At 58.6% G+C, this 24,124-nt stretch carries 21 protein-coding genes and 1 pseudogene; 14 read left to right on the top strand and 8 right to left on the bottom strand.

Annotated elements, in window-relative coordinates:
• Positions 1–169 precede the first annotated feature (169 nt).
• The 3 genes and pseudogenes from norR to AC0J6G_RS16970 form a co-directional block, all read left to right on the top strand.
• Entirely contained in the window at positions 170–1,723 is a 1,554-nt protein-coding gene (gene norR, locus AC0J6G_RS16980) for a nitric oxide reductase transcriptional regulator NorR (RefSeq protein ID WP_475249720.1), read from the top strand.
• A 165-nt stretch (positions 1,724–1,888) separates the two neighbouring features.
• Complete coding sequence (locus AC0J6G_RS16975; protein ID WP_475249718.1) at positions 1,889–3,124, top strand: HD-GYP domain-containing protein; 1,236 nt, start codon at positions 1,889–1,891, stop codon at positions 3,122–3,124.
• Between the two features lie 62 nt (positions 3,125–3,186).
• Positions 3,187–3,354, top strand: a pseudogene (locus tag AC0J6G_RS16970) (recombinase family protein); the annotation flags it as partial.
• A gap of 405 nt (positions 3,355–3,759) precedes the next feature.
• On the opposite strand, the gene AC0J6G_RS16965 reads toward AC0J6G_RS16970, so the two are convergent.
• On the bottom strand, positions 3,760–3,924 hold the full coding sequence (locus AC0J6G_RS16965; RefSeq protein WP_475249716.1) for an antitoxin Xre/MbcA/ParS toxin-binding domain-containing protein: 165 nt from the start codon (positions 3,922–3,924) through the stop codon (positions 3,760–3,762).
• Here AC0J6G_RS16965 and AC0J6G_RS16960 point away from each other — a divergent pair.
• Positions 3,919–4,089 carry a hypothetical protein gene (locus AC0J6G_RS16960; protein WP_475249714.1) on the top strand — a complete coding sequence of 57 codons (171 nt, stop codon included), beginning with the start codon at positions 3,919–3,921 and terminating at the stop codon, positions 4,087–4,089. The two genes, AC0J6G_RS16965 and AC0J6G_RS16960, sit on opposite strands and share 6 nt — an antisense overlap.
• Positions 4,090–4,724: 635 nt before the next feature.
• Positions 4,725–5,702, top strand: a complete 978-nt coding sequence (locus AC0J6G_RS16955) for a GntR family transcriptional regulator (RefSeq protein WP_475249712.1) — start codon at positions 4,725–4,727, stop codon at positions 5,700–5,702.
• A 50-nt stretch (positions 5,703–5,752) separates the two neighbouring features.
• Here the strand turns inward: AC0J6G_RS16955 and AC0J6G_RS16950 are convergent, their stop codons facing one another.
• The gene (locus AC0J6G_RS16950; protein ID WP_475249710.1) at positions 5,753–7,288 is read right to left on the bottom strand and encodes a UxaA family hydrolase; all 1,536 of its coding nucleotides are present in this window, start codon (positions 7,286–7,288) and stop codon (positions 5,753–5,755) included.
• A gap of 257 nt (positions 7,289–7,545) precedes the next feature.
• Here AC0J6G_RS16950 and AC0J6G_RS16945 point away from each other — a divergent pair, with 257 nt between their 5' ends.
• The 6 genes from AC0J6G_RS16945 to AC0J6G_RS16920 all read left to right on the top strand — a co-directional run bounded on the left by AC0J6G_RS16945 (position 7,546) and on the right by AC0J6G_RS16920 (position 13,602).
• Complete coding sequence (locus tag AC0J6G_RS16945) at positions 7,546–8,049, top strand: TRAP transporter small permease (RefSeq protein ID WP_475249708.1); 504 nt, start codon at positions 7,546–7,548, stop codon at positions 8,047–8,049.
• A 66-nt stretch (positions 8,050–8,115) separates the two neighbouring features.
• Positions 8,116–9,396: a TRAP transporter large permease subunit gene (locus tag AC0J6G_RS16940; RefSeq protein WP_475249706.1), complete on the top strand. Its 1,281-nt coding sequence runs from the start codon at positions 8,116–8,118 to the stop codon at positions 9,394–9,396.
• 99 nt (positions 9,397–9,495) lie between these two features.
• On the top strand, positions 9,496–10,515 hold the full coding sequence (locus AC0J6G_RS16935) for a TRAP transporter substrate-binding protein (RefSeq protein ID WP_475249704.1): 1,020 nt from the start codon (positions 9,496–9,498) through the stop codon (positions 10,513–10,515).
• Between the two features lie 65 nt (positions 10,516–10,580).
• Positions 10,581–11,501 carry an NAD(P)-dependent oxidoreductase gene (locus tag AC0J6G_RS16930; RefSeq protein ID WP_475249702.1) on the top strand — a complete coding sequence of 307 codons (921 nt, stop codon included), beginning with the start codon at positions 10,581–10,583 and terminating at the stop codon, positions 11,499–11,501.
• Entirely contained in the window at positions 11,498–12,346 is an 849-nt protein-coding gene (locus AC0J6G_RS16925; protein WP_475249700.1) for a fumarylacetoacetate hydrolase family protein, read from the top strand. Before AC0J6G_RS16930 ends, AC0J6G_RS16925 begins: the two co-directional genes overlap by 4 nt.
• Positions 12,347–12,396: 50 nt before the next feature.
• On the top strand, positions 12,397–13,602 hold the full coding sequence (locus tag AC0J6G_RS16920) for an alpha-hydroxy acid oxidase (protein WP_475249698.1): 1,206 nt from the start codon (positions 12,397–12,399) through the stop codon (positions 13,600–13,602).
• 153 nt (positions 13,603–13,755) lie between these two features.
• Here AC0J6G_RS16920 and AC0J6G_RS16915 read toward each other — a convergent pair whose 3' ends face one another.
• The 5 genes from AC0J6G_RS16915 to AC0J6G_RS16895 form a co-directional block, all read right to left on the bottom strand.
• Positions 13,756–14,802 carry an Ldh family oxidoreductase gene (locus AC0J6G_RS16915; protein WP_475249696.1) on the bottom strand — a complete coding sequence of 349 codons (1,047 nt, stop codon included), beginning with the start codon at positions 14,800–14,802 and terminating at the stop codon, positions 13,756–13,758.
• Entirely contained in the window at positions 14,799–16,328 is a 1,530-nt protein-coding gene (locus AC0J6G_RS16910; protein ID WP_475249694.1) for a tripartite tricarboxylate transporter permease, read from the bottom strand. Before AC0J6G_RS16910 ends, AC0J6G_RS16915 begins: the two co-directional genes overlap by 4 nt.
• Positions 16,329–16,338: 10 nt before the next feature.
• The gene (locus tag AC0J6G_RS16905; RefSeq protein WP_475249692.1) at positions 16,339–16,794 is read right to left on the bottom strand and encodes a tripartite tricarboxylate transporter TctB family protein; all 456 of its coding nucleotides are present in this window, start codon (positions 16,792–16,794) and stop codon (positions 16,339–16,341) included.
• 66 nt (positions 16,795–16,860) lie between these two features.
• Positions 16,861–17,847, bottom strand: coding sequence for a tripartite tricarboxylate transporter substrate binding protein (locus AC0J6G_RS16900; protein WP_475249690.1), 987 nt, complete (start codon positions 17,845–17,847; stop codon positions 16,861–16,863).
• A gap of 156 nt (positions 17,848–18,003) precedes the next feature.
• A complete protein-coding gene (locus AC0J6G_RS16895; protein WP_475249688.1) occupies positions 18,004–18,942 on the bottom strand; it encodes a LysR family transcriptional regulator in 939 nt (312 codons plus the stop codon).
• Between the two features lie 175 nt (positions 18,943–19,117).
• Between AC0J6G_RS16895 and AC0J6G_RS16890 the strand changes: the two genes are divergently transcribed.
• Positions 19,118–20,299: a fumarylacetoacetate hydrolase family protein gene (locus AC0J6G_RS16890; protein ID WP_475249687.1), complete on the top strand. Its 1,182-nt coding sequence runs from the start codon at positions 19,118–19,120 to the stop codon at positions 20,297–20,299.
• Positions 20,300–20,311: 12 nt separating this feature from the next.
• Here the strand turns inward: AC0J6G_RS16890 and AC0J6G_RS16885 are convergent, their stop codons facing one another.
• Positions 20,312–21,253, bottom strand: coding sequence for a LysR family transcriptional regulator (locus AC0J6G_RS16885; protein WP_475249685.1), 942 nt, complete (start codon positions 21,251–21,253; stop codon positions 20,312–20,314).
• 124 nt (positions 21,254–21,377) lie between these two features.
• Here AC0J6G_RS16885 and araD1 point away from each other — a divergent pair, with 124 nt between their 5' ends.
• Entirely contained in the window at positions 21,378–22,379 is a 1,002-nt protein-coding gene (gene araD1, locus AC0J6G_RS16880) for an AraD1 family protein (RefSeq protein ID WP_475249683.1), read from the top strand.
• A 161-nt stretch (positions 22,380–22,540) separates the two neighbouring features.
• Complete coding sequence (locus tag AC0J6G_RS16875; protein ID WP_475249682.1) at positions 22,541–24,124, top strand: aldehyde dehydrogenase (NADP(+)); 1,584 nt, start codon at positions 22,541–22,543, stop codon at positions 24,122–24,124.

The following is a 24,124-nucleotide window of genomic DNA, read 5'->3' as shown; positions in this document are numbered from 1 at the left end:
TTCCTCGTCAGGGCGACACGCTGCACTTGCGCAGCGATGCGGTTCATATCACCCTGACTATTACAGGAAGCGTGCCAATTATTTTATTCATATAAATCATATACTTATAAATACCTGTGTCTTTATGACAACAGGCGTTACGAGTCTTAATGACAACTAGCGTGTCCATATGACAGCAAACCCCCTGCTTACCGCGCTGATTCCGCTGGTCGCCGATCTGTCCCGTGAGCTGCCGGAAGCCGAGCGCTATCGCCGCCTGCTGCAGGCACTGCGGCAGCTGCTGCCGTGCGATGCCGTGGCGCTGCTCAAACTCGATGGCGATGTGCTGATTCCGCTGGCCGTTGAAGGGCTGAGCGCCGACACCCTCGGCCGGCGCTTCAAGCTCGACGAACAGCCGCGTCTGCAGGCCCTGTTGGCGCAACGTGGACCGACCCGCTTTGCCACCGACTGCGAGATGCCCGACCCCTATGACGGCCTGGTCGACGGCCATCGCGGCCACCTGCCCGTGCATGACTGTCTCGGCTGCCCGCTGTATGTGCAGGACCAGCCCTGGGGCCTGCTGACCCTCGATTCCCTCGATCCGGCGAGCTTCGGCCGGGTTGATCTGGACAACCTGCAGGCCTTCGCCAGCCTGGCCGCCGCCACCGTGATGGCCAGCGAGCGGATCAACGCGCTGCTGCAACGCGCCGAGGATCAGCACCAGTTGGCCGAGGCTTACAAGCAGGCCGCCGTCCAGCAACGCCCGCGCGAACTGATCGGCCAGAGCGCCGTGCACAAACGCCTGGCCGCGGAGATTGCGCTGGTCGGCAACAGTGAACTGAGCGTGCTGATCAGCGGTGAAACTGGGGTCGGTAAAGAGCTGGTCGCCGAAGCCCTGCACGCCGCATCCCCGCGTGCAGCCAAGCCGCTGATCAGCCTCAACTGCGCGGCGCTGCCCGATAACCTGGTGGAAAGCGAACTGTTCGGCCATGTACGCGGGGCCTTTACCGGCGCGCACAACGAGCGCCGCGGCAAGTTCGAACTCGCCGATGGCGGCAGCCTGTTTCTCGATGAAATCGGCGAACTGCCGCTGGCCGCGCAAGCCAAGCTGCTGCGTGTGCTGCAGAGCGGCCAACTGCAACGGGTCGGTGCCGATCAAGAGCAACGCGTCAACGTGCGCGTGCTGGCCGCCAGCAACCGCGACCTGGCCGAGGAAGTGCGCGCCGGGCGTTTTCGCGCCGACCTCTACCACCGTCTCAGCGTCTACCCCCTGAAAGTCCCGGCGCTGCGCGAACGCGGCCGTGATGTACTGCTGCTGGCCGGCTACTTCCTCGAAGAAAACCGCGCCCGCCTGGGCCTACGTAGCCTACGCCTGACCGCCGACGCCCAGGCCAGCCTGCTGGCCTATAACTGGCCGGGCAATGTGCGCGAACTCGAACACCTGATCGGCCGCGCCGCCCTCAAGGCCCTGGCCGGTTGCAGTGAACGCCCACGCATCCTCAGCGTCGACAGTGCCCACCTGGATTTGCCGAGCAGCCAAGCCGTCACCGCACCTGTCACTCAAGGCGTAGCAGAGCCGCACCACCAACTGCCGCTGCGCGAGGCCCTCGACACCTACCAGAAACAACTGATCAGCCAGGCACTGGAGCGCCATCAACACAAATGGGCCGCCGCCGCCCGCGAGCTGGGCATCGACCGCGCCAATCTGATCCGCCTGGCCAAGCGTCTGGGTGTGGAAAAATAACTGAGCCGCACCGGGCGTACCGCCCCACAACGGCAGTTACGTTGCTAACCTCAATGGGCTCGTGATGCTAAAAAACCGCTGCGCCAATAGGTAAATGCAATTTGCTGCCCATACTGTAGAGGTAGCTAATGGCCAGCATTCAGCTACTTCCTCCAGAGAGTCTCCATGGCCGATGAAGCCAAACCTGACCGCATCAAAGTCGACGCAGCGCAACTGACAATCGGCATGTATGTGGTTGAACTGGATCGCCCATGGACGGACACCACCTTTCTTTTTCAAGGTTTTCGCATACGCCAGCAGCAAGACATTCGCCTGCTGCAAGAGGTCTGCAGTTACGTCTGGGTGGATGCTCGGCAATCCGTCACGGTAGATGATCAGGTCACCGCCAACATCGCCCAGCCCGCCGTGCTGCTGCCTGCAATCGCCAAGGTCGACTTCAACCTGGAAATGCTCCAGGCCGCCCCAACCTGGCATGCCGCGCGTGAGGAATCACTGCGCATTCTGCAAGCGGTCAAACTGGGCCAGGAGCTGGATGTAAGTGCGGTCAAAGCAATCATCAAAGACTGCGTCGAAAGTATTCTGCGTAACCCGGCCGCCATGCTCTGGCTGGCGCGCATCAAAAACAGCGACGAATACACCGCCGAGCATTCACTGCGCGTCTCCATTCTTGCCATTGCCTTGGGCAAAGAGCTGGGGCTGGCGGCTTATCAACTTGAGCAGATCGGCGTGTGCGGCATGCTCCATGATGTTGGCAAGATCAAGGTGCCCAGCGAGATTCTCAACAAACCCGGCGCCCTCACTGCCGAAGAGTTTTGCATCATGCAGGGCCACGCCGTCGAGGGCCGCAAACTGCTGATGAGCAATCAGCAGGTTACCGCCGCCACGGTCGACGTTGCCTACTCGCACCACGAGCGCCTGGACGGTCAGGGTTACCCGCGCGGCCTGGACGCCAGCAAGATTCCTTACTTCGCCAAAATCATCGCCGTGGCCGACAGCTACGACGCTATCAACAGCGACCGGATTTACAGCAAGGGCAAATCCAGCCTTGAATCGCTGCGGATCCTGCTGGAAGCGGTTAACAGCCATTTCGACGAAGGGATCGTTGGCTGCTTTATCCGCCTGATGGGCATCTATCCACCGGGGGAAATCGTCGAACTCACCAATGGCGAAGTCGGCATCATCATTGGCTGCCAACCCGGCAACAAGCTCAAACCCAGAGTGCTGCGCGTATTGGATGCCGAGAAAAAACCCTGCAAGGAAAGCATCATCGACTTGGCGAAAACGGCCAAGGACGCCAACGACAAACCCTACCGCATCCACGAAGTGCACAGCAGCGGAGCGTTTGGCGTCGACATAGAGGCCTACCGCAGCAAGGGCTTGGTCATCCCAACAGACCTTTGAAAACCCAAACACACACAAGCCCCGGATCTGCATTCGGGGCTTGTGGCTTTATTGCGTATCGGCGCAGCAGGCAAGGCATCCAGAAAGCGAAAGCCTAAGGTAAGTATCAGGGCCGGCCTGCCGACGAAGATCTGTACAGGCGTGTACGAGAACGGCTAAAGGCTGGGCACGGCATTCGAGCTACTGCCCGTCATGCGCAGTGCTCAAGATCCGCGACGCTATCTGATTAGCCAAGCGCAAAAAAGCCCCGCACTGATTCGCTCAGGCGGGGCTTTTTCTTACTTCTTGCTGTCACGCTGCTGTCACGACCAATTCTTCTGCTGCGACAAATAAACGTAAGTGCTTGATTTATATGGTCCAGGCTGGATTCGAACCCACGACCCCTGCCTTCGGAGGCCAATGCGGTACAGGAATTTTGCTTAACCGTATGAGCCTTAAAGTGCCTGCAAGCTATGTGACGTAGGGCTTTGCAGGTTTCCAGAAAACTGAACTCAAGGACTCTTGCCGACACTTAGTGCTCGATAACTTGGGCACAATCACGAGAATGGCTAAATCAATTTTTGACCACTAGCTGAGACGTACCCATTAACCTACTGCTAGGGATGTAGGAGTTCAGAGGGGATCCGCATACGCTCTCACACCGGTAAACCGTATTCGATCGAGTGGATTACTTGCAACACCGCCCGTTGGCCCGATTGCGTCACAATCAGATCAACTGGCCGCTCACACGCTAGCGTCTGAATCGGTGAAGTTAGCCAGCGGAGAGCGCTACCGCCAACGCTGGCATCACGGTTATGCATACGAAGCTCGCGGCGGATGTAGTGCAAATGCTGGCTAGTTCGCAGACAGAGCTGAAGATGTACTCTGCCGGCCTCAACGCTGCTCAGGGTAGTGCACCGCTTCAATCGGGTCTGGTGCAGCAGATCCAACTTAGCGGCACCACCGATGCGCGTTATCCGGCATGATGGCCACCGCTGCAGATATTTCGAAGTTTTACAGCCTGGGCATGATAGCTGCCGCCTAGAGACAATAAACTCGGCCTAGTACCGGGTTTCTGTGCTTGGGATGATGGGCAGTCGGCAATGCAGAACACTGGCCCCTAGCTTGTTTAGCCTGTAGTCGACGGTACAAATTGCCAAGATTACTGCGATCAACACCGGTATAAAACGAATCATCAGTAGAACGATCAGCACCCGCGCGCAGCGCGCCATGCAGCCGATAAAGACCAGTATCATCGTCAGTGCGGTAAGGCCCTGGCACATGGTATTTATCCCTCTAACGAGTTAATTGGACCTCCGGAGCGGCTGGCTGCTTACCAGTACCGCCAGCAACACTTCCTTGTGGTGCACCTCCAAGAGCCCAGCTTACTCAAAACCGAAATTGGGCTACTACGATATGTTTTGCGAGCTCCACTGACGAAGCCTGAAACCCAATGAACCGAGATAAAAAGTACTTTGTATGCAATGTATGAAATATTAGCTGACGCCGCTCATTGAGTTTCCAATTGCCCAACCGACACAAGGTTATGAGTCCGCGATTTGGCTTGGTACATTTAATGTGCCTGGCAAGCTTGAGCCATTGACAGTGAAAATAAGATTGAATGAAAAAACATCTGAATGATCAGCTTTACGAAATCATAATCTCAAGCATTAAAAAGGGTAGGCTTGAACGAGGAACCTTATTGCTGGAGGGACCACTGGCCGAGCTCTTCGGCGTCAGCCGCTCGCCGGTACGTCAGGCGCTGTTGAGTCTGCATCAGAACAGAATGATCTGTACGTTCGATGGCCGTGGGTACCTAGTCGGCAATGAACCAGTCGAGGTTCTCAAGCGGAAGCTAAGCATCAGCGATTTCAAACTCATTGAAGGCGATACGAAAGCACCGAGAAAGACGGAGACTTGGAAGTCAGTCTACGATCGCATCGAACGCGATCTGCTGCATCAGTCACTGTTTGGCAGCTACCGTATCAACGAACTCGAGTTGTCTCGCTACTACTCAATTAGTCGCACGGTTTCCAGTCAGGTACTGACACGCCTTTCGTTAATGGGCCTAGTAGAGCGTGATGAACGTTCGCGCTGGCAACTGACTCAATGGGATGAGGACCGCCTAGGCGAGCTTTACGAGGTACGTCGACGCCTGGAACCTTATGTTCTGATGCGCGCTGCTGAGTTCCTACAACCAGAGCAGATCCAGAGCTACATTGAACGCCTGCATAAGGCCATAGATCTCTACCCGAACATGGATAGTCGCCAGTTCGACGATCTTGAGAGCGACCTGCATATCGAGACCCTAGGGCGCTGCCCCAACCGGCAGATGCTTCAGATTCTGCGCCGCACACATTCGCTGCTGTTGTCGGGTAAGCACATACTGCTCGACAAGAGTTATTTCCCAGATGAGGAGCCTTTCTTCCGCGAGCACCTGTGCATTTTCGAAAACCTGCAGTCGGGCCGTGCTGATGTTGCTGCGGAGAGCATGGAGGAGCACCTGGTCATCGCCGAGCGGAAGGTCAAGCAGCGTCTGGCGTATTTCAGAGAGCACAACCGCATTGCAGCTGTGCCCTATCTGGAGCAGCTTGCCTGAGCGGCAATGCTCAGGCGCTGATATTGACTAGTTGAACCAGCCTGGGTCGGTCAGGTGACCGCGCCCACTTGCCATGGGACAAATTCGTTGTCCCCGTAGTTGTATTGCTCGCTCTTAGACGGCGCCCCCGAGGCAATCTCGATCAGAATGTCGAAGATCTTCTCGCCTGCTTCGGCGACGCTCAGTTCGCCATCGATGATGCCGCCACAGTTGATGTCCATGTCTTCTTCCAGGCGGCGGTACATGTCAGTGTTGGTGGCCAGCTTGATGCAGGGCGCCGGCTTGAAGCCTGATACCGAGCCGCGCCCGGTGGTGAAGCAGATCATATTGGCTCCTGAGGCGACCTGTCCGGTGACAGAAACCGGATCATAGCCGGGGCTGTCCATGAATACGAAACCATGCTCGGTGATGGGTTCACCCCATTCATAAACGCCGTTTAGCGAGCTGCTGCCACCTTTGGCTGCGGCACCCAGGGACTTCTCCAGAATAGTGGTCAAACCGCCGGCCTTGTTGCCTGGGGAGGGGTTGTTGTTCAGCTCCGCGCCATTGATGCGGGTGTAATTTTCCCACCAGGTCAGGCGATCGAGCAGCTTTTGCGCAATGTCGTGACTGGTGGCGCGAGCAATCAGCAAGTGTTCCGCGCCATAGATTTCCGGCGTCTCGCTGAGTATTGCCGTGCCGCCGTGGCGTACCAGTAGGTCAGCGGCGTAACCGAGCGCCGGGTTAGCGGAGATACCCGAGTAGCCATCCGAACCGCCGCACTGCATGCCGACCATGATGTGCTCCACACTTTCCGAGGTACGCTCCAGGCGCCCAATCGCCGCGAGCATGTCGGTGACCTGTTCGATGGCCTTGGCGATGCTGGCACGTGTGCCGCCGACATTCTGGATGTTGAATACGCGGAAGTTCGGCCCTTCGCTGAGGTTGTAGCGCTTCATCAGCGAGGAGATCTGGTTGGTCTCGCAGCCTAGGCCAATGATCAGCGCGCCGGCGATATTGGGGTTGCAGGCATAGCCCCAGATGCTGCGCTCAAGAAACTTGAAGCCTTCCGAGTCGGTGTTGATGGCGCAGCCGCTGCCATGGGTCAGCGCCACTACGCCGTCGATGTTGTATTGCTTGAGCAGTTCCGAGCCATTGAAGTGAGCGGCTACCGCACGGGAAACGGTGGCCGAGCAGTTCACCGTGGAGAGGATGCCGATATAGTTTCGCGTCCCCACACGCCCATCCGGGCGACGGTAGCCCATGAAGCGTCGGCGCTGCTCGGGCGGCAGCACGACGCTGCGCTCAATGGTCGGTGGCAACTCATTGCTGGCATGGCTGTCCGGCATGGCCACGTTGTGAGTATGCACGTGTGCGCCAGCGGCGATGTCCTGGGTGGCAACGCCGATGACTTGGCCGTACTTGAGGATTGGCTCACCTTTGGCGATGTCCTTGCGAGCGATTTTGTGGCCGCTGGGAATCTCTTCAGACGCGTCTAAACCAAGGGTTTCGACACGTACTCCCTGTGTCAGTGCTTTTCGCGCAACGGCGACTGAATCGATATCGCTCAGGACAACAACGGATTGATTTTGCGTAATGAGCTGCATGGGTTTTCTCATTTTTGTTTTGTAGAGTGCTATTTATTCTGACAAAAATGAACATTGCACGCAATATTTTCAATATGCTATGGTCGCTGCCACATAGCCGCCAAGCGGCATACAAAAACAACAATGTGAGGCTTTAAAGATGGCTCTAGCTGCCCATCAATTCTGTTCTTTCCGTACCGGCGCGAAACAGCAACCAGCTTCGTTTCCCAGGCTTGCCTGCCTAGCCGCGAATCGTCCTGACCGCCAGGGTGACCTCCATGCATAAAGTCATCGAAGGCTACTTCACTCTGCTGAAAGTGCTGGGGATCATCTGCCTAATCACCATGGTGGTGCTGGTATTCGGCAACGTCGTCCTGCGCTATGCCTTCAACGACAGCATCCTGATTTCCGAAGAAATTTCTCGGTGGGCATTTGTCTGGCTGACCTTCATTGGTGCGGTGGTGCTGCTGCGTGAGCGCGGCCACATGGGGGTAGACCTGGCACTGCGCGCATTGCCGAGCTGGGGCGAGCGGGGCTGTCTGATCGCCTCGCAGTTGCTGATGCTGGCCTGTTCGGGTCTGTTCTTCTGGGGTAGCTGGCAGCAGGCGCAAATCAACTGGAACATGCCGTCGCCAGTTGCCGGCTGGTCGATGGGGCTGTTCTACGGCTCCGGCGTGTTCTTCGGGGTGTCGGCCTGCGCCATTCACCTCTACGAAATCGCACGACTGGCCAATGGTGGTGAAATCCATCGCCCGGACATCTCTGCCGAACTCCATCAGTAACTCGCCCGCTAGCAGCCCACCACCGACTGGTGGTGCTCCCCACATAATAAAAACCGGAGTGATGTGATGGTCATCATCGCGATATTTGTAATCTCCCTGCTGGGCGCCATGGCGATTGGCGTACCGATTTCCTATTCGCTGATCCTGTGTGCCCTGGCCATGATGTATCACCTCGATCTGTTTGATGCGCAGATCATTGCCCAGGGCCTGATCAACGGGGCTGACAGCTTTCCATTGATGGCGGTGCCGTTCTTCATGCTGGCCGGCGAGTTGATGAACGCGGGAGGTCTGTCCAAACGCATCGTCAACATGGCGGTCGCGCTGGTAGGGCACATCAAGGGTGGTCTGGGTTATGTGACCATCCTGGCGGCCTGCGTGTTGGCCAGCCTGTCGGGCTCGGCCGCCGCAGACGCAGCGGCGCTGGCAGCCTTGCTGGTGCCAATGATGGTCAAGGTCGGGCATGACAAGGCAACCTCCGCGGGGCTCGTCGCTGCGTCGGGCATCATCGCGCCAGTCTTGCCGCCGTCGATTGGCCTGATTCTCTTCGGCGTGGCGGCCAACGTGTCCATTACCAAGCTGTTCCTGGCCGGTATCGCCCCGGGCTTGATGATGGGACTGGCGCTGTGTGTCGCCTGGTACCTCGTGTCGAATCGGGAAACCTTGATCATTCGTCCGCGCGCACCAAGAAAGGAAGTACTCAAAGCTTTCTATGAGGGCATTTGGGCGCTGCTGCTGCCGGTCATCATTCTGGTTGGCCTGCGCGCCGGGATATTCACCCCGACCGAGGCGGGCGTCGTCGCGGCGGTCTATGCGCTGTTCGTGTCGCTGGTGATCTACCGGGAGCTGACCTGGAAAAGCATGTACCAAGTGCTGCTGTCCTCGGTTATGACCACATCGATGGTCATGTTCCTAGTGGCCTCGGCCATGGTCGCGGCCTGGATGATCACCGTGGCCGATCTGCCAAGTGCCGTGGTTGGGGTCCTGGAGCCACTGATGGACAGCCCGCGCCTGCTGATGCTGCTGATCGTGGCGATCATCGTGGTCATCGGTATGGCGATGGACATGTCGCCGATCATCCTGATCCTGGCGCCGGTCATGATGCCGGTGGCAGTCGAGGCAGGCATCGACCCGATCTACTTCGGCGTGATCTTTGTCATGACCTGTGCCATTGGCCTGATTACCCCGCCGGTTGGCCTGGTGCTCAACGTCGTGGCCGGCGTTTCGAAGATCGACTTCCTGGCCACTGCTCGCGGCGTCATGCCGTTTCTGCTGGCGGAATTGTTGGTGATCGGCCTGCTGTTGATCTTCCCACAACTGTTGCTGATACCGGCGCAGTGGCTCTTCTAATCGAAAATCTTGCGCCAGCTGCCCGTGTGCAGTTGGCGTAACCGGGTGCATGCCCATTCCCGTGCCACAAAGGCCGTATAAAAATAAGAGGATCTAGCCATGAAGTTCATCCCTAAAGCTCTGACTGCACTGCTCTGTACATCGGCGATGCTGGTGACCGCTGCCGTACATGCAGAAGAAATCAACCGTCACAACATCAAGGTTGCCTTCGTACAGGCCAAGGATCACCCGCATGGTCTGGGAGCGAAGAAATTCGCGGAGATCGTCAAAGAGAAAAGCGGCGGCAAGATGAAGGTGACGGTATTCGCCAGCGGCACATTGGGTGGCGATGCTCAGGTGATCTCCTCCGTACAAGGCGGCACCGTGGACATGACGCTGGTCACGCCTGGCCTGCTCACCGGTATCGAGAAAGGCTTCGGTTTGTATGGTTTGCCATTCCTCTTCCAGAACGCTGCAGAAGTCGATGCCGTACTCGACGGCCCCGCCGGGCAGAACCTGCTGAAAACGCTGGAGCCGCACGGCATCATCGGCCTGGGCTATTGGGACCACGGCTTCCGCCACGTCACCAACAGCAAGCATCCGGTGAATACGCTGGAAGATATCAAGGGTTTAAAGCTGCGCCTGCAGCAAATCCCTACCGCTATCGAGACGTTCAAGGCGCTGGGTGCCAACGTGGTGCCGCTGTCGTTCACCGAGCTCTATACAGCTATGGAAACCCGCACCGTGGACGGCCAGGAAAATCCGCTAGCGGCTATCGAAACCTCGAAGTTCTACGAAGTGCAGAAGTACCTGTCGCTGACCGGCCACTTCTACGATCCACTGGTGTCGATTTTCAGCAAGCGTACCTGGGACAAGCTTAACGAGACTGAGCGTCAACTAGTGCGTGAGGCGTCCCTTGAAGCACAGGCTTACGAGCGCAAAGTGTCCCGCGAGATGGACGTCAGCTCGCGTGAGGCACTGGCCAAGCAGGGCATGGAAATCAACGAAGTGGCGCCAGCGGAGATCGAGCGCATGCGCGCTCAGGTCAAGCCGTCCAGCGACAAGCTGATTGCCGAATACGGCCCTGATCTGATGGCGGAAATGAACGCCGAGATCGCCAAGGTTCGCGCTGTCCAGTAACCCTTCATCGATAAGGCCGGCACAGCAGTGCCGGCCGCTGCATCCGCAAGCAAGGTGGATCTGTAATGACAACGATCAATGTAGGCTTGATCGGCCTAGGGCTGATGGGCCACGCCATGGCCGACAACATCCAGACCAAGGGCTTCAGCCTTGGTGTAATGGCACACCGTAACCGACAGCCGGTAGATGCTCTGGTGGCTAAAGGGGCGCATGAGTTCAGCAATGCGGCCGAACTAACCCGCGCTGTTGATGTGCTGATGCTGTGCCTGCCGGGCACACCCGAAGTCAGCCAGGCATTAGCCGGCGACACTGGCGTGCTGGCCGGGCTGCGCCCAGGGCAGACCGTGGTCGACTGCAGCACAGGCGATCCAAACCGCACGGCGGAGATAGCCGCGTTAGTCGTCGCGCACGGCGGCTATTACCTTGATGCGCCGGTTAACCGCACGCCGAAAGACGCCCAAGCTGGCCGCCTCAATGTGCTAGTAGGTGGCGATGCCGACGTGCTGGAAAAGGTTCGTCCCATCTTGCTGTGCTTTTCCGAAACCATCCACCACTTGGGGCCTCTGGGCAGCGGCCACAAAGCCAAAGTGATCCATAACTTTATCTCCCAGGGCAACGCCACCATTCTCGCCGAAGCTTTTTGCACGGCCGCGAAAAACGGTATCGACCTGACCGCATTTGCAGAAATTTGCAGCATGAGTGGCGGCAACAGCCGCACCTTCGAGCGGATTATTCCTTACGTTCTGCGCGGTGATGACTCGGGGCAGCAATTCGCCCTGTCCAACTGCGAAAAGGACATGCGTTATTACACCGAGCTGACCAAATCCACCCAGACCACAGGGATTGTTTCCGATGCGGTCTACCAGACGTTCATGCTGGCCAAAGCCCTAGGTCACGGCGACAAGTATGTGCCGCGCCTGTTCGACGTATTGGGTGAGATTAACGGCGTGAGCGTGCGCGCCAAGCCTGCGGAGAGCAAAGCATGAAGCTGCTGCGATACGGCCCACTGGGTTTGGAAAAGCCAGGGCTGCTCGCTGCCGACGGCAGCCTGCGCGATTTGTCACAGCACGTGCACGACATCAGCCCACTTACACTCGACCCCAAGGTACTCGACGAATTACGCGCACTAGACCACAAAAGCCTGCCCAAGGTTGACGGTGAGGTGCGCCTCGGCACGCCAGTGGCCGCCATTGGAAAAATAGTCTGCGTCGGGCTCAACTATGCCGACCACGCTAAAGAATCCAACTTGCCCGTACCCAGCGAGCCCGTGCTGTTTATGAAGGCCACCAGCGCCATCTGTGGGCCGAATGACGCCGTGATCATTCCACGCGGTGCAGAGAAGACCGACTGGGAAGTTGAGCTGGGCATCGTGATTGGGCGCAAGGCGCAGTATGTCGAGCGCGAGCATGCACTGGACTACGTGGCTGGCTACTGCATCGTCAACGACGTGTCTGAGCGCGCCTTTCAACATGAACGCGGCGGCTCCTGGGACAAAGGCAAGGGCTGCGACACCTTCGCACCAATCGGCCCATGGTTGGTAACGGGCGATGAAGTCGGCGATTTGCGCAATCTGGATTTGTGCCTAAGCGTGAACGACCAAGTACGCCAAAACGGCAACACCCGCACCATGATTTTTGCCATCGACGAGATCGTCAGCTACATCAGCCAGTTTATGACCCTCAACCCGGGTGACGTGATTTGCACCGGCACCCCGCCGGGCGTTGGTGCAGGCATGCAACCGCCGCAATTCCTTAAGCCGGGCGACCGCATGCGCCTGAGTATCAGCGGCCTTGGTGAGCAGTGCCAAAACGTGGTGGCTTGGCAGCCGTAAAGACCGGGGCGCAGTCAGCGCCCCTATCGCCCCAACTCGAGGTTTTGACTATGCAACGACGCCTGTATCAAGGGCGCGATTTTCGTCGTGCGCAAAATATTGAAGAACTGCGTGAAATGACCCGTCGTCGCCTGCCTAATTTCTCTTTTGAGTACGTCGAAGGCGGCGCGGACGATGAAGTAACCGTGAAGCGCAATCGCTCAATTTTCGAAAGCATAACCCTGCAACCACGTGCCCTGCGCAATGTTGGCCAGCGCAGCCTGGAGTGCAGCTTCTTCAGTAAGCCGGCGCAATTGCCGTTCATGATTGGCCCGACCGGGTTCAACGGTTTGCTGACCCGCGACGGCGATCTACACCTGGCACGTGCCGCTGCTGCTGCCGGCATTCCTTTTGTGCTGAGCAACGCTTCGACCACCTCAATGGAAGACATTGCCGCCGTCGACAACATCCGCGCCTGGATGCAGATTTACCTGTACCGCACCCGTGACCATGTGGCGCGACTTGTAGAGCGCGCTCAACGTTTAAACCTAGAGGCCATTGTGGTCACTATCGACAGTGCCATTTTGGGTAATCGCGAGTGGGATAAGCGCAACTACGCGAAGCCGCTACACCTCGATGTACGCAACCATTTGGACGTTCTGTGCCACCCACGCTGGATCTGGGATGTGCTGGTGCCTGACGGCGTACCGCGCTTCAAAAACCTCGGGGATTTGTTGCCGCCGGGCAAAGACACCGTCAAGGGCGCAGCGAGCGCGCTGGCGGCTGAACTCGACCCCACACTAAATTGGGATGACATCGCCTGGCTGCGCGATATATGGCGCGGCAAGTTGATCGTCAAGGGCGTGATCCACCCTGACGATGCGCGCTTGGCCATGCAATACGGTGTGGATGGCGTGGTGCTGTCTAACCACGGTGGCCGTCAACTCGACGGGGCTGTTTCCGCGATGGAAACCCTGCCGGAAGTGGCGCGAATCTGCCGTGGGCAAATGGAGGTGTTTCTCGATGGCGGCTTCCGCCGGGGCAGCGACATTGCCAAAGCCTTGCTGCTGGGTGCTTCGGGCGTGCTGATCGGACGCGCCGGGATCTACGGCCTGGCCGCCGGCAAAGGCCCGGGGGCGGCGCATGCCATTGATATTCTGCGCACCGAGTTGGACCGTACGCTGGGGCTGCTTGGCTGTTGCCGCCTGGAAGAGCTCACCCCTGACCTGATCCATGCGCCGCACTGGCGGGCGCGGGCTGAGGCCATTCGTCACTAGTTTTCCCTTCTGTCTCGCACACTCGCCGGTGCGAGGCAGTTTTTTTTATTGCTAGGCCCGTAGCCGCCAGATTGATTCGTCAACGTGGCGGCTATTTTTTGCGGACATAAAAAAGGAGCGGTTTAGCCGCCCCTTGCGTATCACGGCGTAACTTTAGAATGGATAGTAGCGTCCGGCTTCTTGCGCCGCTGTGCGCAACGCGGCCAGCACATCCTCAGGCAAGCTTAAGCCCTGCTCGTATGCCTTGGACCGGCGGGCAATGCCGGCGTGGCCGGGCATACGCACGGGCTGATCTGGCTGGCGCGGGCGACTGCTGAGGCAAGCGTCAACGAAGTGATCCATCTCCGCTTTTAGCTCGTCGACACCGCCGAAGAAGGCTGGGTCAAAGCACAGCACGGTGACGGCTGCGCCCCATTGTTTAACCCCATCTTTGCGCCCGAAACCACCCAAACCTGCGGTTAACGCCTCCACCATTGTGCCGAGAGCGAAGCCTTTGTGGCCAAACTCCAAGCTACCCAAGGGCAGGATGGCGGCCGGTGGCTGGGCAAAGAACGCAGCGGTATCACGGGTGGGCTGGCCGTCCTGACCGATCAGCGCGGGATGCTCCAGTTGAGCACCCGCATGGTACGTTTTATTGACCAAGCCATTGGTGATGGTAGACATGCTGACATCAATCAGAATCGGCTTGTCGCTGGTGGGAATACCGATACCGATTGGGTTGGGTGTGAACACCGGGTCTAGCCCACCATGCGGGGCGACAGAGGCCACGGCAGGGTCTGAGGTCAATACCAGCGGGATCAAGCCTTGCTCGGTGTAGCGCTGCAGATAAGCGGCCAAGCAGGCGATATGGTGCGAGCGGCGAATGGTCGCCACGCCGATGCCAAAGGTGCGCGCGGCTTGGGCGGTAAAGTTCAGCGCCTGCTCAACGCAGTAAGGGCCAAGCAGGTAATCTGCGTCATACAGCACTGCCGCAGGGCTTTGCTTGACGATGCGCAGGCTATCGATGTGGCCTTTGGCGTGGCCGTTGCGCAGGTCTTTCAAGTAACCCTGGGCCAGCTTTACCCCGTGGGTGTGGTGGCCGAGCAAATCACCCTCAACCAACACACGGCTGACCACACTCGCCACCTCGGGGCTGACTTGGGCATCTAGAAACAGTTGTTCGATAAAGTCTTGCAGGTGTTGCGGGGCGATACGGCTCATTCAATAGCCTCCTTAGGCGTTGACAGCGTTGCGGAGGAGCGCATGCGCCACAGCTTGGCGAACAGCGGAAACAGGGCAATCAGCAGCACAAGAAGGGCCAGACTGATGCTGATGGGCCGCTGTAGAAACGCAAGCAGGTTGCCGTCAGCCTTGATCATCGAAGTCATGAAGTTGCTTTCCAGGATATTACCCAGCACCAAACCGAGAATCGCCGGGGCGATGGGGAAATCGGCTGTCGCAATCAAGTAGGCAACCACACCGCAGGCCAACATGATCCAGATATCCGTCAGGCTGTTGTTAATCGCGAAAGCGCCAACCATGCAGAAGCACAAAATAAGCGGCATCAACACCCGAGTCGGGGTAACCGCAAAAATGTGCGCACTGCGAATGGCCATGTAACCAATGGGCAGCAGCACCAAGTTGGCGACAAAAAACGCGGTGAACAACCCATAAGCCATGGCGCTGTTGTCCATGAAAATAGTCGGGCCGGGGTTCATGCCTTTCATGTACAGCACGCCAATCACAATCGCGGTGATTGAGTCACCAGGAATACCGAACACCAACGCCGGCACCCACGCCCCTGCCACGGCGGAGTTGTTCGCCGAGCTGGCGTCCACTAACCCTTCAACATGACCGGTGCCATAGGCTTCGGGGGTTTTCGAGCGTTTCTTGCTCACGGCATAGGCGATCCACGCAGCAATGTCCGCGCCAGCGCCCGGCAGGGCACCAATAAACGCGCCAAGCGTGCTGCCCCGTACCACGTTCTTCCAGTAGCGCTTGAGGTGCATGGGCACTTTGCCGAATACCGTGCCGTGTTGCGGTGCAATGCTCGACGCGTTCGTGCCTGCGGTGCGTTTTCCCTGGCCGTAGAGCTTCATAACTTCGTACATGGCGAAGAAGCCAATCATCACCGGGATGAAGTTGATCCCACCCATCAGATCCGGCACATCGAAGGTAAAGCGCGGCGCGCCGGTGACTAGGTCAAGACCGACAGTGGCCAGCAACAAGCCAACCATCAGCGACAGAAAACCTTTAACTGCCGAGCCTTGGGAGATAAATACCGCACTGCCCAAGCCCAAAATCGCTAACCAGAAGTACTCGTACGAGCTGAAGTTAAGGGCGAATTCTGCGAGCGATGGAGCAATCATCACCAACACCAAAGTGCCGACCAGACCGCCAATAACCGAGCAGGTAACGTTAAGGCCCAGAGCCTCTCTGGCGCGACCCATCCGGCCCATGGCAGCGGAGTCTGCCACATAGGCAGCGGAGGCCGGGGTGCCGGGAATGTTCAGGTAGGTGCCGGGAATATCACCGGCAAAAATCGCCATAGCGGCCGTGGTAATGATGGCCGCAATCGCCGCCGTCGGCTCCATGGCAAAGGTAATAGGGACGAGCAACGCTACGGCCATGGTGGCCGACAGGCCGGGGATCGCGCCGACAAATACGCCGAAAATCGCCGCAACCAAAATCACCAGCAAGGTTGGCAGGTTGAACACCAACAACATGCCTTCAATTAATTCGTTCATCTGTGCTTCCTCAAAAACCCAGCGGGCCGGTTGGCAGGGGGACCTTGAGCAGGTGCCCGAACGACAGGCTGATCACGGCCGTGGCGATCACGCTGATCGCGAGTGCCGGCACATAGCGCACGCCCTGCTGGAGCAACAACACCAGCATGATGGCCCACATCACCAATGCCGAGCCTAAGGTTTCGCTGAGCAGGATGTATGCCACCACCATCAGGCAGGGCAGCAAGACGCCCAAGCTGGAGCGCAGCCAGTCGGCAGGTAAGCTCATAGCCACACCGTTTTGCCGCAGTTTCACCAGCGCACTGACACTCAATATCATGCCGCCACCCAGCATGCCGATGGCGATTAAGGTGGGGAACAAGTCAGCGCCGTATTGCATTCCCGGTACAACCGGGAAGTCGCGTGCAAGGATGATGACGGCGATACCGATCACGATGAAGGTCATACCGAATATGAGGTCTTTCATGGGAATCTGATCCAGCGGGACAATAAAAACGACGCTCCCGCAGGAGCGTAAAGAGGGGCTATGCGGTTACTTCTTCATTCCGATTTTCTCAATGATGCCACCCATATAGGTGTTGTTCTCTTCGAGGAACGTGCTGAAGTCAGCGGTGTTGCGCCACTCCATGCCAAAGCCGAGTTTGCGCATGTAGTCCTGGTACATCTGCGAGTTGTAGGCCTTCTCTATGGCTGCTTCGAGTGTTGCGGTAATTTCTGGTGACAGGTTCTTCGGCCCAGCAATACCGCGCCATTCACCCAGGGAGTAGTCGCTGCCCAAGGACTCTTTCAAAGTCGGGATGTTGGGGAACGCCGGGTTGCGCTCTGGGGAGAGAATCGCCAGCCCTTTGGCTTTACCCGCTTCAATCATCGAGCGTGCTTCGGGAACCGAGGTTGGCACCAGCTGGATACTGCCGGCAGCCAGTTCGACCATGGCCGGTGCAGCGCCCTGGCTCGGTACGAAAGTGATTTTCTGCGGATCGATACCTTGCTCCAGCAGCAACCCGGAGAACGCGACGTGCCAGATACCGCCCAGGCCAGTGCCAGAAGCCTTGATGGTGCCCTTGGGCTCGTTACGAATGGCCGTGAACAGCTCCTCAACGTTGTTGTAGGGCGCGTCGGCGGCTACTTGAATGCCGGGGTAGTCATAGTTGGTCATGGCAATTGGGGTGAAGTCTTTGTAGGTCAGCTTGGTCAGCCCCTGCCAGTGCATCATGTTCAGCTCGCCGGTGATGAAGCCCAGGGTGTAGCCGTCGGGCTTGGCTGCGGTCATCACGCTGTGGCCAACCACGCCATTACCGCCTGCTCGGTTAACCACGTTGATGGTCACACCCAGCTCTTTCTCCAGTGCTGCAGCAATGCCGCGCGCTGCGGCGTCACTGCCACCGCCAGCTGCCCACGGCACGATCAATTGGATGGGCTTGTCTGGGTAAGCCGCCATGGCCATAGGCGAGACCATGAGTGCGGAGAGCAGAAGGGTTTTGAGGGTGCGGCGTGCGGCGCCGGTCGGATAGGAAAGCATATTCAGTCACCTATTGAAATTATTGTTAGTGATTACGCCTGCGTATCAGCTGCCCAGTCGTAATAGCCCGCGCCAGAGAGGCGAGATGGCTAGCACCGTATTGTCTGACAACCTGGGCTGTCTAATGAGGCTTAGTAATCAACCCATAACGAAGAGTTATCTGCCGCTACTAAGCACTTGCTGTAGAGCCTCGTAAAACTGTACGGCATTGGCCGACAGCGGCTCGTCTTTGCGCTGGATCAAGCCATAACCAAGCGAGGGCGTGATGATCGGCGGCTCCAGTAATACCAGCTGTTGCAGGGCGACTTGCTGCTGCACGATGGCATCGGGCAACAGGGCAAGCGCCTGACTATGGTGCAGCAGGTGCAAGGTGGATTGCACGGATGCCGTTTCCACTCGGTTGCCGGGGAGGTGAATGCCGGCATCAGCAAAGGCCTGTTCAATCATCTGTCGTAGCGGGGTATTGGCTGGGTAGACAATCCAGGGCCATTGCTCCAGATCCTTGGTGCTGGGTGCCGCTTGGCTGGCGAGTGGGTGATTGGGGTCAGCGCATAAGCGAAACGGTTCGGTGGCCACCTCCTGGTAGCTGAAGTGTTCTTGTTGGCGAGGGTCGGTAAAGCGCCCGATAACCAGATCGAGCTGTTTGTGTAAGAGCATCTGCAGCAAATGGTCGCTGGTGTGCTCAAGTAATTCGATGGTCAGCAGCGGGCGTTTTTTCTTCAACCGCAACAGGCTGCTTGGCACCACCTGAGCGGTCGCGGCAAAAATGGCACCGATACGCAGATAGCCGTAGCCACCCAAGCGCAGAGTGTCGAGTTCTTGGGAGAAGTGCTGGCAGTCATTGAGGGTGCGATTGGCATAAGCGATCACCACCAGACCCAGCTCGGTCGCCACCAACTCACGCGGCTGACGGTCGAACAAAGGAAAGTCGAACATTAGCTCAATCTCACGCAGCATTTTGCTTACGGCTGGTTGGCTGAGCCCCATCTGCTGAGCTGTAGCATGCATGTTGGTGGTGGTGGCAAGGGAGGAGATTAATTGCAAATGGCGCAGACGCAACCAGTTGTGCAGGGCAGGAAGTTTACTGATGCTCACGTTTACAGAACTCCCAGGCAAGGTAGGGCGATAACTAATGTGTATTGGATGTTAACGATTCGTCATTGGTAGCAGGCACAAGCGCTTCGCTATGGTCGCACAGCGGCGCCATCCGGTATCCATTGACAGGGTAGCGTTGGGTCGCCTTCTTACTTCCCTTATCAAGAGTTTCATTATGGCCCGCTCCCTGATTCTGACCCCTGAGAACACGCTGCCCGGAGATGGCCTTGTCGGCACGTTGCTGGCACGTATCTGGCTGCCTGGTGACGTGCCTGGGCCGTTGCCGGTGCTGTTGCACGCCGACGGTGTATTTGACCTCAGCCCACTAGCGCCGACCATGGCGGGCTTGTGTGAGCTGGATGATCTAGTGACCCGTGTGCGCGCAGCCAGCACGCCGCGCGTTTGCAGCGTTGCCGAGCTATTGGCCAACAGCGGCAGTGAGCGTGACCCGGCGCGCCCGAGCCTGTTGGCGCCCGCTGATTTGCAGGTGATCAAGGCTGCCGGCGTGACCTTTGCCGCAAGCATGGTCGAGCGCGTTATTGAAGAACGCGCGGGCGGTGATCCACAGCGCGCCGAAGAAATTCGCAATCAGGTGCACGGGCTCATCGGCGAGAACCTGCGCAACATCGTGCCGGGCTCAGAGACTGCTCAGCGCTTAAAGACCCTGCTGCAAGCGCAAGGCTTGTGGTCGCAGTACCTTGAAGTAGGCATCGGCCCCGATGCTGAGGTGTTCACCAAGGCGCCCGTGCTGGCGGCCATGGGCAGTGGTATGGACATTGGTATTCACCCCGGTTCGGCTTGGAACAACCCAGAGCCCGAAGTGGTGCTGGTGGTTAACAGCGGCGGCCAGGTGATCGGCGCCACGCTGGGCAACGACGTTAACTTGCGTGACTTTGAAGGCCGCAGCGCGTTGTTGTTGAGCAAGGCCAAAGACAACAACGGATCGTGCGCCATTGGCCCGTTTATCCGCCTGTTCGACGCCAGCTTCAGCATTGATGACGTGCGCAATTGCGAGGTGGACCTGCGCGTCGAAGGTGACGACGGCTTCGTGCTTAACGGCCGCAGCAGCATGAACCAGATCAGCCGCGACCCTCTGGATATCGTCGGGCAAACCCTGAACGCCAACCATCAGTACCCCGATGGTTTTTTGCTGTACCTAGGCACGCTGTTCGCCCCCACCGAAGACCGCGACCAGCCGGGCAATGGCTTCACTCACAAGCTGGGTGATCACGTCAGCATCTCTAGCCGTCAGTTGGGCACGCTGCATAACTGCGTGCAGCACAGCAGTGCCCTGGCGCCTTGGACCTTCGGTTTGCTGGCGTTCTTCAACAACCTTGTCCAGCGCGGCTTGATCTAAACCCGCGCAGGGTTATTCCTCGTCCAGCGCCTGTTGCTCGTTACGCAGATGCTCCAGCAGCAGCGTGGCGAGCGGCGATAGGCTGCTGCCCTGGCGGTGGATGATCGAGCACGGCTCGGTGCGCGATTGCAGCGCCAACGGCAGGCGTCGTAACAGACCGAAGCCTTCGCTGGAGCCGGCTATGGAGTGCGGCATCACGGCCACCAGCAGTGGGTCTTCTTGCAGCAAGCTGAGCATGCTGAAAGTTGATGAGGTTTCCAACAGGTAACGCGGGAAGTCCAACCCCGCTTCCGCGAACTCGCGCTCCAGCACCGCACGCATGGGCGTGCCCGTGGGATACACCACCCAGCTGTAGGTGGAGAGTTCTTGCAGGCTCAGGGCAGGGTTGTCGTGCTGCGGGTGCTCGGGCCCAGCCACCAGCACCAAGCGTTCCGGGTGCAGGCTTAAGCACTCGTAGGCATCGGGGTGCTGGCTTCCGCTGGTGCGGGCGATGGCTAAATCGAGCCGGCCTTCGTCGAGCAGCTTGAGCAAGCGCGAGCTGATGTCTTCAACAATCTGCACCGAAATGCCCGGCTGTAGCTGGCGCAGTTTGGTTAAGGCTTTGGCCACCAGCGGCACGGAACCGGCGATGGTGCCCACCGTTACATGGCCGCCGTGGCCTTGCAGGATGCCCTGCATCTCATCGTGTAAGTGGGCGAGGTCGCTGTGAATCAAGCGCGCGTAGCGGATCACGCAGCGGCCCAGGTCGTTTGCCTGCAAGCCCTGTGCGCTGCGGACAAACAACGGCATGCCGAACGTAGTCTCGATCTCGTGCAGCGCTTTGCTCGCGCCCGGTTGGCTGATGGCCACGCGGTCGGCGGCACGGTGCAGCGTGCCCAGTTCGTCAAGGGCAATCAGCAGCTGTAGCTGGCGAATACGTAGGCGCGAAACGATGTAGGTCAGAGGTGGCAGCATATGGAATAACTAAAGGTTATCACCTGATCAGGAGCTTTCATTAGGCAGCACTTGGGTAACTTTTTAAAGTGCAGAGCAATGAAAGTCGCACGAGCGGCTAACAACGAACAACAGGAGTACTGCAATGCGTCTGATTCAGTTTGAAAACGAGCAAGGCCAACGTCAGGTCGGTATTGTCGGCGACAAGCACATCAGCGTAGTCAAAGGTGTGGCGACCACCCGTGAGCTGGCGTTGCAGGCCATCCGTAATGGCCACGGCTTGGTGGCCGAAATCGAGCGCTTAGGCACTGAGCCAGGCCCGCTTTACGGCGAGCTGATCGCCCAACGCCGCGTGTTGGCGCCGTTGGACCATAGCGATCCGGCTCATTGCTTGGTCTCTGGCACCGGCCTGACCCACCTGGGCAGCGCTTCGACGCGCGATAAAATGCACCAGCAGGTTGAAGCCCAGCAGGCCGACGGCAAGCTCACTGACACCATGCAAATGTTCCAGTGGGGCATGGCCAATGGTCGCCCAGCGGCGGGCAGCGAAGGCGCCCAGCCGGAGTGGTTCTACAAAGGCGACGGCAGCATCGTCGTGCGCCCCGGCGCAGACTTCCCCGTGCCCGACTTCGCCGAAGACTTCGGTGAAGAGCCAGAGCTGACCGGCCTTTACGTGGTGGGCGATGACGGCCAGCCGTACCGTATCGGCTTTGCTCTCGGTAACGAGTTTTCCGACCACGTGGTTGAGCGTAAAAACTACCTGTACCTGGCTCACTCCAAGCTGCGTTTTTGCTCCTTTGGTCCGGAAATGCTGATCGGCGAGCTGCCGCGGCATCTGTCTGGCGTTAGCCGCATTCATCGTGGTGATCAGGTGCTGTGGGAGAAGGAGTTTCTCTCCGGAGAGGACAACATGTGCCACACCCTAGAAAACCTTGAGTACCACCACTTCAAATACCGCCAGTTCCTGCGTGCCGGCGACGTGCACGTGCACTTCTTCGGTACCGCCACCTTGTCGTTTGCCGATGGTGTTAAAGCGCAACCGGGCGACACCTTTGAAGTCAGCTTGGATGCCTTGGGCGAGCCCCTGCGTAACGGCATCAGCGTGCATCAGCCGGCAATCCCGGTCGGTGGCGTGCGTCCGCTGTGATCTGCCCTTTGCCTGCGCCCCCACAAGGGGCCGGGTGCTGTTCTCTTCTTCATTAGGTCGTTGCTCAGGCAGCGACTCGCGCGGGTTCACAAGGCCGGCGCTCATTTATTTACCGTTGTCGGCGGCAATTTAACCGCCGTAACCTCAGGCAGGAGCAAGTCATGCTGAATCTGATTGGCCACAATTACATTGGCGGTGAGCGCCGCGCCTCGGGCAGCATTCAACACAAGAGTGTCGACGCCACCACGGGCGAGGCGCTGCCTTACGTATTCATCCAGGCCACGCCTGAAGAGGTCGATGCCTCAGCGGTTGCCGCCGCCGCTGCGTACCCGATCTACCGCAATCTTTCCGCTGCGCGCCGCGCCGAATTTCTCGACGCCATTGCCAACGAAATTGATGCCCTCGGTGATGATTTCGTCGCCCTCGTCACCCAAGAAACCGCACTACCGGCTGGCCGTATCCAAGGCGAGCGTGGCCGTACCAGTGGCCAGATGCGCTTGTTCGCCAAGGTGCTACGCAGGGGTGATTTTTACGGTGCACGGATTGACCAGGCACTGCCTGATCGTCAGCCAATACCGCGCCCAGATATCCGCCAGTACCAGATCGGTGTTGGCCCCGTGGCCGTGTTCGGTGCCAGTAACTTCCCGCTGGCGTTTTCCACTGCCGGTGGCGATACCGCCTCGGCCTTAGCCGCCGGTTGCCCTGTGGTGTTTAAGGCGCACAGCGGCCACATGGCCACCGCCGAGTGCGTAGCCAATGCGATCATCCGCGCCGCAGAAAAAACCAGCATGCCGCGAGGCGTGTTCAACATGATCTTCGGCTCAGGCGTCGGTGAAGCGCTGGTTAAGCACCCTGCCATCCAAGGCGTAGGCTTTACCGGTTCGCTCAAGGGTGGCCGTGCGCTGTGCGACCTCGCCGCTGCGCGCCCGCAACCGATTCCGGTGTTTGCCGAGATGTCCAGCGTTAACCCAGTGGTCGTTCTACCAGGTGCGCTGCGCGTTCGCGGTGCAACCGTGGCCAAAGAACTGGCCGCCTCAGTGGTACTGGGCAGCGGGCAGTTCTGCACCAACCCAGGCTTGGTGCTCGGCATTCGCTCGGCAGAGTTCACGGCGTTTATCGCCCAATTGGGCGAGTCCATCGCTGCCCAACCGACGCAGACCATGCTCAATGCCGGTGCTTTGAAGAGCTATGCCGCTGGCGTTGCGCAACTAAACGGCCACAGCAAAATCAAGCACCTGGCCGGTGGCGAGCAAAGCGGTAATCAGAGCGTGGCGCAGCTGTTCAGTGCCGACGTGAGCATGCTGCTGGAAGGCGATCACCTGCTGCAGGAAGAAGTCTTTGGCCCCACCACCATTGTGGTTGAAGTCGCCGACCAAGCCGAGCTGACCCGTGCGCTGCACAGCATGCACGGCCAACTGACGGCCACTCTGATCGCCGAACGCGATGACCTCGATACGTTTGCCGAGCTGCTCAGCCTGCTCGAAATTAAAGCCGGTCGCGTATTGCTTAACGGCTACCCAACCGGTGTTGAGGTGTGTGATGCCATGGTGCACGGCGGCCCATACCCCGCGACCTCCGATGCCCGTGGCACTTCGGTTGGCTCATTGGCAATCAACCGCTTCTTGCGCCCCGTGTGCTACCAGAACTACCCCGATGACTTCCTCCCCGAAGCGCTGCAAAACGCCAACCCGCTGAACATCCGGCGCTTGGTAGACGGCGTAGCGAGCCGCGAAACACTCAACTAA

It is taken from the genome of Pseudomonas sp. TS_SC_3 (genome assembly GCF_056156225.1).
The sequence above is the reverse complement of the archived record's forward strand: the minus strand, read 5'-3'. Positions and strand labels throughout refer to the sequence as shown.